10 protein-coding genes are annotated in these 12415 nt (G+C 45.2%); 8 read left to right on the top strand and 2 right to left on the bottom strand.

The window, feature by feature from the left end; all coding sequences use genetic code 11:
• Positions 1-42: 42 nt before the first annotated feature.
• The 6 genes from MHH63_RS22025 to MHH63_RS22000 all read left to right on the top strand — a co-directional run bounded on the left by MHH63_RS22025 (position 43) and on the right by MHH63_RS22000 (position 5038).
• Positions 43-717 carry a response regulator transcription factor gene (locus MHH63_RS22025; protein WP_038568445.1) on the top strand — a complete coding sequence of 225 codons (675 nt, stop codon included), beginning with the start codon at positions 43-45 and terminating at the stop codon, positions 715-717.
• On the top strand, positions 714-2141 hold the full coding sequence (locus tag MHH63_RS22020; RefSeq protein WP_340394869.1) for a HAMP domain-containing sensor histidine kinase: 1428 nt from the start codon (positions 714-716) through the stop codon (positions 2139-2141). Before MHH63_RS22025 ends, MHH63_RS22020 begins: the two co-directional genes overlap by 4 nt.
• Positions 2142-2211: 70 nt before the next feature.
• Positions 2212-3123 carry an ABC transporter ATP-binding protein gene (locus MHH63_RS22015; protein WP_038568451.1) on the top strand — a complete coding sequence of 304 codons (912 nt, stop codon included), beginning with the start codon at positions 2212-2214 and terminating at the stop codon, positions 3121-3123.
• Positions 3120-3836 carry an ABC transporter permease gene (locus MHH63_RS22010; RefSeq protein ID WP_341172112.1) on the top strand — a complete coding sequence of 239 codons (717 nt, stop codon included), beginning with the start codon at positions 3120-3122 and terminating at the stop codon, positions 3834-3836. The genes MHH63_RS22015 and MHH63_RS22010 overlap by 4 nt, the downstream gene beginning before the upstream one ends.
• 1 nt (position 3837) lies before the next feature.
• Positions 3838-4572, top strand: a complete 735-nt coding sequence (locus tag MHH63_RS22005) for an ABC transporter permease (RefSeq protein WP_076307937.1) — start codon at positions 3838-3840, stop codon at positions 4570-4572.
• 100 nt (positions 4573-4672) lie between these two features.
• Positions 4673-5038: an ArsR/SmtB family transcription factor gene (locus tag MHH63_RS22000; protein WP_036682656.1), complete on the top strand. Its 366-nt coding sequence runs from the start codon at positions 4673-4675 to the stop codon at positions 5036-5038.
• Between the two features lie 432 nt (positions 5039-5470).
• On the opposite strand, the gene MHH63_RS21995 is transcribed toward MHH63_RS22000, so the two are convergent.
• Positions 5471-6232, bottom strand: coding sequence for a CPBP family intramembrane glutamic endopeptidase (locus MHH63_RS21995; RefSeq protein WP_076124584.1), 762 nt, complete (start codon positions 6230-6232; stop codon positions 5471-5473).
• A gap of 265 nt (positions 6233-6497) precedes the next feature.
• Between MHH63_RS21995 and MHH63_RS21990 the strand changes: the two genes are divergently transcribed.
• Together MHH63_RS21990 and MHH63_RS21985 are read left to right on the top strand one after the other, a co-directional pair.
• A complete protein-coding gene (locus tag MHH63_RS21990; protein ID WP_076302330.1) occupies positions 6498-8741 on the top strand; it encodes a heavy metal translocating P-type ATPase in 2244 nt (747 codons plus the stop codon).
• Between the two features lie 180 nt (positions 8742-8921).
• Positions 8922-10964, top strand: coding sequence for a methyl-accepting chemotaxis protein (locus tag MHH63_RS21985; protein ID WP_254847742.1), 2043 nt, complete (start codon positions 8922-8924; stop codon positions 10962-10964).
• Positions 10965-11063: 99 nt separating this feature from the next.
• Here MHH63_RS21985 and MHH63_RS21980 read toward each other — a convergent pair whose 3' ends face one another.
• Positions 11064-12026 carry an L-lactate dehydrogenase gene (locus MHH63_RS21980; RefSeq protein ID WP_341172111.1) on the bottom strand — a complete coding sequence of 321 codons (963 nt, stop codon included), beginning with the start codon at positions 12024-12026 and terminating at the stop codon, positions 11064-11066.
• Positions 12027-12415: the final 389 nt, after the last annotated feature.

The following is a 12415-nucleotide window of genomic DNA, read 5'->3' as shown; positions in this document are numbered from 1 at the left end:
TCAACTTTTTAGGTATTCATATCGGGGAGGAGCTAAAGCTACATGAGCGTTACTCTGTTATATATTGAAGATGATCGTGAAATTGGCAGTGTAGTGTCTGCTGATTTAAGCGAAAGAGGATATAGTGTCCGCTGGTTACGGAGCGGCGAAGGAGCGATGGAAGAAGCCGGCGCCTGCCAACTGGCTATTCTCGATGTTATGCTACCAGGTCTGGACGGGTTTACGATCGGGCAACGTTTGAAACGTTCTTACCCTAAGCTGCCCATTTTGATGCTCTCCGCCCGGACCTCGATTGATGATAAGCTGCAAGGTTTGGAGTTCGCAGATGATTATTTGACCAAGCCTTTTCATCCGGATGAATTGGCCGCTCGAATCGAGGTGCTGCTCCGAAGGAATGGGGCATCTGTTCAGGATTCACTCACACTTAAACATCTAGTCGTATATGAAGGGGATAACCGCGTGATGAATGCTCAGACTCAGGAAGAAATCATGCTTACAGGTAAGCAATTTCAGATTTTTTCCTATTTGCTGCGTCATCTTAACCAAATTATGACGAAGGAGCAGATCTACGAGGCCGTGTGGGGTGAGGCTTATATCGAAGGGGATAAAACTCTGATGGTACATATTCGTTATTTGCGCGAAAAGCTGGAGCTTGATCCGGGTAATCCGGAAATTATCGAAACTGTCCGTGGGATCGGCTACCGGGTAAGAGCATGAGAGGATTAGAGCGCATTCGCAAGAAACGTAATTCCTCCTTGTTATCAGGGTATTTGCTAATTATCGTATCTGCACTGCTATTTATCCCTGTGGTCCTTCCGTTGTCTTTTGTTGGCTACAATATTCTTAACGAAGTGACCAAAGGTGCCCCGCCTGTAGATACATCCCTGTATTCGAATATTGCACCGCTGGAGACTATGTGGCATAAAGAGGCACTTCACTTAGAAAATGCTTCTTCGGAAGCCATAAATCAGCGGCTGATTGAATTGAGTCGAAAATACACCGAGGCTACTATGTTTTGGGTAGACGGGCAGGGAAAAACCCAGTTGATTCTCACGCCTGAAGAAGGGGATAAGGATAAGATTTACCCTGAAGTTCCTGATCAGTGGACTGCGGCTGAGGCTATTTCATTTATGAAAGAAAGTACGAATCGTGATCCTTTAGCCATCGTTGCTTTCGTGGGGGACAAAGTGGAGACAGACAAGGGATTTATGGTGATGCAAATTCCAAGCAAGCTGCTGAACAAAGGGGCTTATGGGGGATTAGGGGCTTGGGCTTGGTATAACTTTGTGTTATTTACCCTTTTTGGAGGGTTCGCTCTGGTTTCGTGGATGTTCTTTAGAAAAATTCGCAAACGGCTGCTGCAACTGCAAACCGCGATGACGATCACAGGCCCGGATAGAATGCCTAAGTCTATAGTGACAGGAAAACTGGACGAGATCGGTCGCTTGGAGGAAGCTTTTAATACGATGGTAACTAAACTGGATGAAAGCCGACGCAGGGAAATAGAAGAGGAAGAGTTGCGTAAGCGTCTAGTCTCGAATTTATCTCACGATTTACGCACACCCCTAACCGTCATTCGCAGCCATATCCATGTTATGACCAAAGAGGATCTGACCTCAAAAGGTAAGCAGTCCTTACAGCTTATGGATGAGCGTATTGCGGATCTTAGCGTCCTGATCGAGAATCTTTTATCTTACAATCTGCTCAATAGTGGACGGGTAACCTTAAAGCTGGAACGTAAAGATGTTTTACGCTTGTTACGGGAAAGTGCGGCTGCTTGGTACCCCGTATGGGAAAAAGAGGGCTTCGATATTGATATTAACCTGGAAGCCGAACCGCTATTCTGGAGGGTGGATGAGGTCTGGTTCCGCCGTATTCTCGATAATTTGTATCAAAACATTGTACGACATGCCAGCAGCGGGCATTATGTCGGGATCTCAACGGAGCAACGTAATGAACAACGTGCCATAATTATTGCGGATCATGGTCGAGGCATTCAGAGTCCATCCGATTACAAGGGGGCAGGTTTGGGATTGTCTATCGTCGATCTTTTGATGAAGCATATGGAGCTGGAATGGGTTGTGGAGAGCACAGGCAAAGGCACTTCTATTGTAATCTTTGATCCGCATCGTGAAATTTAAACAAAACTTAAACTTGGCACTTCCATGTTCTTAACCTTGGGACGTTATGCTGTATACCGAGGTGAAGAACATGGAAGAAACAGTGATTAAAACTAAGGATTTATTGAAAAAATATCGTGGCCGGGCTGCGGTAGAAAATTTGAATTTAAATATCCGTAAGGGAGAGATTTATGGTTTTCTGGGTCCAAACGGAGCTGGGAAAACTACAACAATCCGTATGCTGCTTGGCCTAATTACACCGACATCTGGAAAAATTGAAGTGTTCGGCCAGGATCTTCGGAAGAATAAGCTGCAAATTTTACGGAAGGTAGGGTCGCTTGTCGAATCCCCCTCGTATTATGGGCATCTGAGTGCTGTGGACAATCTCGAAGCGATCCGCCGCATTCTGGATGTTCCGAAGTCACGAATCGCTGAGGTGCTAGATATTGTTTCTCTAACCGGGGAAGAGAGACGTCCGGTCAAAGGGTTCTCCCTCGGGATGAAGCAGAGACTCGGTATCGCAGCTGCCTTGCTAGGGAATCCAGAGCTGCTTATTCTGGACGAGCCAACGAACGGACTCGACCCGTCAGGGATTCAGGAAATTCGTGGGCTTATCAAACGTTTGCCACAGGAGCAAGGAATTACGGTTGTAGTATCCAGTCACCTGCTTAGTGAAATTGAACAAATGGCAGATACCGTGGGTATTATTCGCCAAGGGCAAATGGTATACCAAGATACAATAGCTAATCTGCAACAACAGGCTGCTGGCGAGATACGCCTTGCGGTTTCGGAACCAGAGTCTGCGTTACGTCTCGCTGGAGGCCGGGGGTATGAAGGGACACTACAAGAGCAAAAACTGATTTTTTCAAGAATGAACGATGCAAGAGTAGCGCTGCTAGTCAAGGCTTTGGTAGAGAATGGGCACGCTGTCTATCGTGTAGAGGAGCGGAGACAATCGCTTGAGGACTTCTTCCTACAGGTAGTGGGAGGCGGGGAATCATGATGTGGCGGGCGTTGTCAGCGGATTGGCTTAAAATCCGCGGCAAAGGAATTTGGTTTCTAGTGTTTCTAGGACCGATTGGTCTAGTAGCCATGCAGGGCCTTAACTTTGGCCTTCGTTATGATTATCTGCGTCAGCAGTATAGCGCGGATTTATGGGGAGGACTTCTGGATAATGTGTCCGGGTTTGTGCCCACAGCTCTTTTTCTGGGAGGCACTTTAGTATGCTCGTTGATTGCAAATGTTGAACATCAGATGAGTTCATGGAAGCAGCTCTTGGCACTGCCTATCTCTCGTACCTCTGTGTTTATGGCTAAGTTAATGCTCTGTCTGCTGCTAGTGGCAGTTTCCTGCTTGTTGCTCTCAGTGGGGATAGTTGTTTTAGGGCTTATTTTGGGCTTCAAAGCTGATCTTATTCCTTATGTGGATGTAGTGCGGGTTGGCTTTATGTCCTATATTGCGGCTCTGCCGGTCATCGCGCTACAGCTGTGGCTTTCCCTGGCTAATCGTAATCAGACACTGCCAGTTGCCCTGGGGATCACATTATCTTTGACGTCATTTTTCTCCATGTTCCTTTCGGAGTGGGTGCCTTTAACATGGCCATATTTGGCGTGGGACTCCTCTAATCGCCTTTTGTTCAGCGGTGCGGGTCTGCTGCTGGGAATGCTGGTGTTTTTGCCGGGTGCAGTGCATTTCGCTCGAAAGGATGTGGATTAAGATGATGTCATTTTGGAGAGTATTGTCCTCAGAGCGATTAAAAATGTCTAAATCATATGTTTGGCTTTTAGTCATAGGAAGTCCGGTTTTATCACTGGTTCCCGGATTGTTATCGGATAATCAAGGTGAGAAGATGTCTTGGGAGCTGCTGTTAAGTGTGATGTCAATGATGCATGCTTTGCTGTTTCTGCCTGTGCTTTCAGGCATTTTTGCGGCCCTGATCTGTCGTTATGAGCATCATGACGGTGGTTGGAAGCTATTGTTGTCTCTGCCTGTAACCCGGTTGTCGGTGTATCTCTCAAAATATGTGATGATCATCGGATTGCTGGCGGCTGTGCAAGTAACGTTCCTCGTTATGGTGCTGGGAATGGGCTTGTTCCAAGGGGCTCCAGATCCAATCCCTTGGGCGCTACTGCTAAAATCAGTATTTGGCGGCTTTGTAGCCTGTCTACCTCTCGCCGCATTGCAGCTGGCGATCTCGCAAAGCTGGAGCAGTTTTGGCGCACCGCTGGCGCTGAATGTGAGTCTGACCATTCCCAATATACTGATCGCTAATTCTTCAACCTACGGCCCCTATTATCCTTGGGTACAGCCGTTGTTGGCCATGAGTCATTATGGTGATGACGGATTTGGTGCCTTTAATCTGCCTTTAGAGACACTGATGATGATAGTGGGAGGAAGCTTGATTGTCTTTTTTGCCGCAGGACTAATCTCCTTTTATCGTAAAGCAGTCTAATTCACAATCAGAGGCTATAAACTCCTCCTCAATGGACATCCCGTGCTGTTTTTCTTATAATTAAAGAATATAATTAGCTAAGATGGAGGAGGGCGAGAGCATGGAGCCAACAGCATTAGAGGACTGCGACAATACATGCAAGGGTTCAGAGCTTGAACCGGAATCCATTGCATTGATCCTGCCAGACCGTGGGATTACTGATAAAATGGCAGAAATGTTCAAAGCGTTGGGTGATCCAACACGAGTGCGGCTCATTTACGCTTTGTCACAGCAAGAATTATGTGTACATGATTTGTCCGTGATCCTTGATATGGGCCAATCTGCGATATCCCATCAGCTCCGTTATTTACGGAATCTACGGATCGTGAAGCGCCGTAAAGAGGGGAAAACGGTATTCTATTCGCTGAACGATGCGCATGTGGAGCAGATCTTTTTGCAGACCCACGAGCATGTCCGACACGAATAGCTAGTTGCAAAAAAAGAGGGACTCCCAGCAGCCATTGGATGGCTTTTGGGAGTTCCTCTTTTTATTATGCCGACGAGTCCCAACCATCCACTACGGCTTACGGACCCAGCTGACGTTATTTGCACAATAATCGCTTTTTGAGCAGAGTTGCGGACCTCAGTGCAGTTATTCTTTAGAAAGAGGTCTTATTTTGCTCTTTTTCATGCCAATAGCGCCTATGGGGTCCGATAATATGCTAAACCGGGGATAATACTGCTTTTAGTGTCAATTGGGTCCGTTAGCTGTGTGGTTTGCGACAAATATTGCTCTAATGAAGCTAGGTGGCATCTCAACTAAACTAAGTAGCATCCCAATTAAACCAGGCTGCGTCGGGGTTAACCAATGCGTTTAAATCCACTGAAGCCTTGTATTTCGAAGTAAGGATTTAGCTTATTAGCTGGCTTGATTTAGGTTCTTCGTTAGGTTTGGTTTTCTAAAGGACAACACTAGCCAGACACATTGCACAGCAAGCACTAGCAGGATAAATAGATCGATTCCCATGTATTCACTCGTATTATCGTTGCCCACAAACTGAATTAAATTATGTATAAAGTGAAAGGATATCAGCGGAAGAATATTATTATTTTTTAGCATCAACAAGGCTAGCGCAAAACCGATCAGAAGCGCATATACGAGTTGTAGAAGAATTTGTGTGATATCTGTGCTGGATAATGCATTAAGTAAGTGGGTAATAGAGAAAAGAATACTTGAAGTGATCACTGCTGTTTTAGCCCCTTTAGGAAGCAAGGTCTTAAAAATCAAACCGCGATAGATACTTTCCTCCACAAAAGCGACCAGCAGGGTGAAGAAGATAAAGAACAGTACCTCAGATGCACTGATCTCACGAAATCCCTTAAAGGATATGGTAATCAGGACCACTACTAGCGGGGCATAATAGATCCAGTTGCCCGAGGATATGGTGTTTAGAGGTCGGAAGCCAAGCGTGCTCCATTTGCGCTTAACTGTAAAGTAGATGATGAGTACAAGCGCGATTGGGATGAAGGAGATAAGTACAGGGGCGGTGTACGCAAGTTCCTTAATTGTTGCGTAAGCCCCGGCGGCAGTTACGGCTACAAGTAATAACACCTCGATAATAACTACGCTCCAAATAGGGTGTTTCTGTGAAAAAGAAGACGTTTTGGCTAGCTTTGACATGTTCTAAATTCATCCCTTCTGTGTAAATCATTTGCCCATCGAGCTTCATTGATAATGGGGGTCATTCGTATGTAAGAAACTTACTTTGGGTCATACATGATTTTACATATTTTCTCGTAAAGGTCAATTGATTTAATTTTTAAGATAATGTAGAAAAATGGTGTATATCGCGTATTGACCTTGAAATATAAAGGGAATATAATAGGGCTAAGATAACATATGAACAAGTGCTCATATATGGTTTTTATTTGAGGAGATGTGCCGTATGGATACAATGCAAGGAAAATTAAAACGTCAGTGGGAATTAGAAGGCTTGGATTGCGCCAATTGCGCGATGAAAATTGAAGATAAGGTGAAGAAGATTGAAGGTGTATCGTCTTGTTCCGTTAATTTTGTAACAAAAACAATGACGTTGGAAACTGCCGCAGGGTATGAGGAGTCAGCGATTGTAGAAGCGAAGAAGACGGTGAAGGCACTTGAGCCCCACGTAAATGTGAAAGAGAAGGTTGGGGGCAATCACAAGGCGCGCAATAGTGGCGCTCATGAACATACGCATGATCACGAGCATGGTCATGAGCACGTCCATCAAGCTGCTGGACATCATCATGGTCATGAGGATGCTGAAGGTCATGGTCATACTCACGAGCACGGGGAAGGTGATACACGCAAAATATTGCTGCGGTTAGGCGCTGGTGGAATTCTTGCTCTAGCTGGGATATTCCTGCCCGTGAATGGAGTAGTTGAATTACTGATCTTTTTGGCAGCCTATCTTATCGTGGGTGGTGAAGTTGTCTGGCAGGCGGTTAAGAACATCATCCGTGGCCAGGTGTTTGATGAGAATTTCCTGATGGCTCTGGCAACTATCGGTGCATTTGCGATTGGTGAGTATCCAGAGGGCGTGGCAGTAATGCTGTTTTACCAGATTGGAGAACTGTTCCAAGGTCTGGCCGTGAATCGTTCACGCCGATCTATTACGGCACTTATGGATATTCGCCCCGAGTTTGCCTATCTCAAGCTTGGAAATGATCTGAGGAAGGTCTCACCAGAGGAAGTAGCCATCGGAGATTTGATTGTTGTTAAACCCGGTGAGAAGGTACCCCTTGACGGAACAATACTTGAAGGTAACGCCATGATGGACACATCTGCACTTACTGGAGAGTCGGTACCACGATCAGCTGGTCCAGGAAGTGCGGTGTTAAGTGGTTTTATTAACCGGAACGGCGTAATTACTGTGCAAGTTACTCAGACCTTTGGAGAATCGGCCGTATCCAAAATACTGGAGCTAGTGCAGAATGCATCAAGCAACAAAGCTAAAACCGAGAACTTTATTACTAAATTTGCACGTGCCTACACGCCTGTAGTAGTGATCACAGCAGTCCTGCTGGCCGTCGTTCCTCCACTGCTGATCAGTGGTGCAACTTTTTCGGATTGGATTTACCGTGCGCTTGTATTCCTCGTAATCTCTTGTCCTTGTGCGCTTGTGGTCTCGATTCCACTGGGATTCTTCGGAGGGATTGGTGCAGCTTCACGCAGCGGTATTCTGATTAAGGGAAGTAACTACCTGGAAGCCCTAAATGATGTGAAGGTAGTTGTCTTTGATAAAACAGGAACGTTGACCAAGGGACAGTTTAAGGTTACGGGGATTTATCCGTCGGGTGGCAAATCTAAGGATGAATTACTGCGGACAGCCGCTTATGCGGAGAGCCATTCCAATCACCCGATCGCTGAGTCGATTCGGACGGCTTATGGTGAACAGATTTCTAAGGAAGCTATCTCCAATTACAATGAAATCTCTGGTCATGGTATCGAAGTAACTATCGAAGGCAAGACCGTATTTGCAGGTAACGCACGTCTGATGGAGCGTGAGGGAATTGCTTATGAGGTCCCAGAGCAGAGCGGTACCGTTGTTCACATTGCAGTAGATCATCAATATGAAGGTTATCTGGTGATCGCTGATGAAGTGAAGGAGGACTCACTGCAGGCCATTCAGCGCCTCAAAAAGCTGGGTATACGCAAGACGGTGATGCTGACAGGTGATGCTTCCGCCGTAGCTGAAGATGTAGGGAAGCAGTTAGGGGTAGATGAGGTACACGCAGAGCTTTTACCACAGCATAAGGTAGAGGCCATCGAGAAGCTGGATCGTGATAAGTCTCCACGCGAGAAGATTATTTTTGTCGGAGACGGAATTAATGATACTCCTGTACTGGCTAGAGCCGATGTCGGCATCGCTATGGGAGGACTTGGTTCCGACGCTGCCATTGAAGCAGCAGATATTGTAATTATGACCGATGAGCCTTCGAAGATTGCTGTAGCTATCGGAATTGCCAAGCGTACTCGAGCCATCGTATGGCAAAATATTATTTTTGCTTTAGGTGTAAAAGCTATATTCCTTCTGCTCGGTGCATTTGGGATTGCCACGATGTGGGAGGCAGTATTCTCAGATGTAGGGGTAACCGTACTTGCCGTACTGAACAGTATCCGAGCTTTAAAAGTGCAAGACGAAGGTTAAGAATCTTTGGTGTTTAAATAAATGATTTCAACAAAAGTAAGCTTTAGGATTCCGGTTTTAGGGGTCTTAGGGCTTATTTTTTTTATTCTCCAGCAAAGAATTTGTCTATTTTTGCCGATATAGAAGATATATCCACATCAGGAGATATTATAACAAATGGAGTGAGGAGGCTATTTCATCGTGAATGAAAATGAAATGAAAGGAAACAAGATGAAAAAAATGAGAAAAAATGTAACGAAGAGAAAAGCGACGTCAATTCAACTTAAGTGGTCATCTGTTATATTAGCTATTGCAATCGTGCCGCTCATGGTAGCGACCATATTTTTACTTGATTATTTCGGCAATGTCACACGCACAGACAGTGAGCAAATGGCGCAGGACACCATTAATACGAACACATTCCGGATGGATGAGTGGCTATCCAACAAAACCTCGTCCGTAAAGGATCTGGTGTCCCAGCATCCTGAGTTCGATTTTACAAATCCGGCAAGTATCTTCCCTGTGATAGAAGTGCTGGAGGAAAGTGACAGTGAGACAGAAGGTTACAGTGTCATTAGTAAAGACGGCCAGTTAACCAATATGATGAACATGACCGCAAATGTAGCAGATGCGAGCTATTTCTTGAAAGCGAAAGAAACACATGCGCCTGTGTTGGGGGAAATGTCCTATCTGGAGCAGCTTGATAAATATATCATTCCAATCGTAGTTCCTGTCATGGATAAGGATAAGCAATTTATGGGAGGTATTGTCTTCTCGATTACTCCTGAAGTTCTTGCCCAAATGAGTAATGAAATTACTATGGCGGATACCGGATTTGGATATGTAATCTCAAATGATGGCATGTATTATACATATCCAGACGTCAGTCGTATGGGCAAAAAAATTACCGATTTCGCTAAAGAGCCGGCTCTTCAGAAGGTCGTTGACAAGATTTTAAGCAATAAAGAGGGGTCTGAAACTTATAAGGGCGAAGATGGTAAGAAAGTCATTACATACTTTAAGACAATTCCAGATACCGATCTAAAGCTTCTTGTAACAGTGCCGGAGAAAGAGGTTTTTGCCAAAGTGACCTCTGCACAAAGAACAGCAATGTTCATCTTACTGGCAGTTATACTTGTCATAATTTTTGTTTCACTGTACCTTACTCGTCTTATCGTTAGACCCATTAAAGCTATTTCCTCGACTATGAAAAAGGTGGCAGAGGGTCATCTGAATGAGAGGGTTAAAGTGCAGTCCGGAGATGAGATCGGCGAGATGAGTCAAAATATCAATGATATGATTGAGACACTCTCCGGTATTGTCAACAAGATTGATACAACAGTAGTGGAGGTTACTTATTCCTCAGAAGGAATGCTGAAATCGGCTCAACGTTCGTCCTATACTTCAGCAGAGGTTGCCACAGTTATCCAAGAAGTAGCTCAAGGAATGGAAGAGCAATTTAGAGGGTCCGAGCAATCCGCAAGAGCAACGGAAGAGATGGCCGTAGGTTTGCAACGTATTGCTGAGTCCTCTGCAGCGGTATCAGATCAGGCTGAGACAGTCAACTCAGAAGTAGAGAGTGGTTATTTGGAAATTCAATCTACACTGCAACAGATGGCTGTTATCAGTTCCACAGCTAATCAGACTGCCGAGATGATTGGGAAATTAAGTGAGCAATCGGAACAAATCGGACAAATTGTGGATGTAATTTCTGAGATATCCAATCAGACAAGCTTATTATCTTTGAATGCTTCTATTGAGGCTGCCAGAGCTGGAGAACATGGTCGTGGCTTCGGTGTAGTTGCGAATGAGGTGAAAAAGTTAGCAGAGCGGACGAACAGTTCCATCATTAGTATAGTGGAGCTAATCGGCGGCATTCAGTCTTCAACAACAAGTGCAGCGGATTCCATGAAGAAGAGTATTGAGGAAATTGGCGATGGAATGGGGAAAATGCAAAACGTCGGTGTTTCCTTTGATCATATCCGTTCTTCGATCCGTGAAGTATCGTCGCAAATACAGGATGTGTCAGCAATTAATGAAGAGATGTCAGCCGGCACGGAAGAAATAACGGCTTCTATATCCGATATGCTCGGAATAGCTAAAGAATCTGCTGAGAATGCTCAGGCGGTGTCCTTAGCTTCAGCGGAGCAGACAGAGATTATGAAGGATGTCGTGTCCTCCGCGGAATCACTTAATGAAGTGATGTCTGTGCTGAAAGAAGAAATCGAAAAGTTTAAAAAGTAGGAGATAAACTGAGATTCATCTCCTAATAATACAAAAAATCGCTCTCTGGGAGCTGGCGGGTGATCTCACCCATTCCCAAAGTAGCGATTTTTTTACGAATTAAACGCTGTCTTCCAGCTGTAGGCTCTCGATGCCTGCACGTACAATGTTGCAGGAGTGGTTCAATTTCCGGGTTTCCTCTGTATTTAAATTAAGCTCCAGCAGCTCTTGAATCCCAGTATTGCCTATGATGGCGGGCACGCCCGTGCATACACCGCTATGTCCGTACTCTCCATCCAGAATGGCCGATACGGCGATAATTTTGTGCTCATCATTCAGGATCGAACGGGTAATGTAGGCAAGTGCGCTGCCAATCCCGAAATGTGTGGAGCCTTTACGGGTGAAAATTTCCCAGCCGGCATCTTTTGTCTTGCGGGAGATATCCTCCAGATCCAAATGCGGGAACCGCTCGCGATGCTGATCTAAAATTTGCAGAATAGGCTTGCCGCCAATTGTTACATGGGACCAAGCTACAAATTGGGATTCGCCATGTTCACCTAAGGCGTAGCCATTAACACTGCGCGGGTCAATGGAGAACACATCGGAGAGCAGGGTTTTTAGGCGCGACGAGTCAATGGAGGTCCCGGTACCAATAATTCTGTGGCGAGGCAGACCTGATATTTTCCAGACCATATAAGTGACAATATCGACCGGATTAGCGGCGACTACGAATATTCCATCAAATCCCCCAGCCATGATGTTGGTAATGATTTCTCGAGTAATAACCGCAGAGGCTTCCAATACGTCAAGTCGGGTCTGCCCGGCTGTTGGATTAGCACCAGCGGTTAAGATAACGACATCCATTTTTGCACAATCGCTATAGGTTCCGGCATACACCTTTGTGCGTGTGCTTGTGAAATCCATACAGTGCGAGAGATCAAGTGCTTGTGCCATAGCCCGATCATAGGTGCGGTCGATCATCATAATTTCGTCGCAAATGGCCTGATTAACCATGGAGTAAGCACAGCTTGAACCCACCATTCCGGCCCCGACGATGGCTACTTTTCTCGATTTACTTTTCAATTGCCTTGTCCTCACTCTCTAAAAGTTATACGCAGTATAGGCTTCCAAATGATATTTATTTCAGCATTAAGGTCTTTTGGAAGCTTATCGTTAGGTATGCTTATAGTTTAACGTATCCCTTCGCAAGTTACCTGACATCGGACTTGCAAAGATTATATTTTTTCTGTTTAATGCTGAATAGGTGACATGATGAGTTAGTTATTTCAGGAGATCTATCCCTATAGTGTATGTAAAGTGCTTAAAGAGGATGTAATAAGAGGATGGCTAATTGATGTCAGAAAAGGGTGAAAAGTAGAAAAAAGCAGAGGAGAACATAAGCTTGAGTTACAAGAGGTAAGAAGTCATCTCAAGGATATCGGGTAAGAACCCTGAGATGGCTTCTTAGGATT

Source organism: Paenibacillus sp. FSL H3-0310, assembly GCF_038002785.1.
Classification (GTDB): Bacteria; Bacillota; Bacilli; order Paenibacillales; family Paenibacillaceae; genus Paenibacillus_AQ; species Paenibacillus_AQ odorifer.
The sequence above is the reverse complement of the archived record's forward strand: the minus strand, read 5'-3'. Positions and strand labels throughout refer to the sequence as shown.

Coding starts and splice junctions, on each gene's coding strand:
- MHH63_RS22025 (WP_038568445.1), top strand. CDS start 43: ATGAGCGTTACTCTGTTATATATTGAAGATGATCGTGAAATTGGCAGT.
- MHH63_RS22020 (WP_340394869.1), top strand. CDS start 714: ATGAGAGGATTAGAGCGCATTCGCAAGAAACGTAATTCCTCCTTGTTA.
- MHH63_RS22015 (WP_038568451.1), top strand. CDS start 2,212: ATGGAAGAAACAGTGATTAAAACTAAGGATTTATTGAAAAAATATCGT.
- MHH63_RS22010 (WP_341172112.1), top strand. CDS start 3,120: ATGATGTGGCGGGCGTTGTCAGCGGATTGGCTTAAAATCCGCGGCAAA.
- MHH63_RS22005 (WP_076307937.1), top strand. CDS start 3,838: ATGATGTCATTTTGGAGAGTATTGTCCTCAGAGCGATTAAAAATGTCT.
- MHH63_RS22000 (WP_036682656.1), top strand. CDS start 4,673: ATGGAGCCAACAGCATTAGAGGACTGCGACAATACATGCAAGGGTTCA.
- MHH63_RS21995 (WP_076124584.1), bottom strand. CDS start 6,232: ATGTCAAAGCTAGCCAAAACGTCTTCTTTTTCACAGAAACACCCTATT.
- MHH63_RS21990 (WP_076302330.1), top strand. CDS start 6,498: ATGGATACAATGCAAGGAAAATTAAAACGTCAGTGGGAATTAGAAGGC.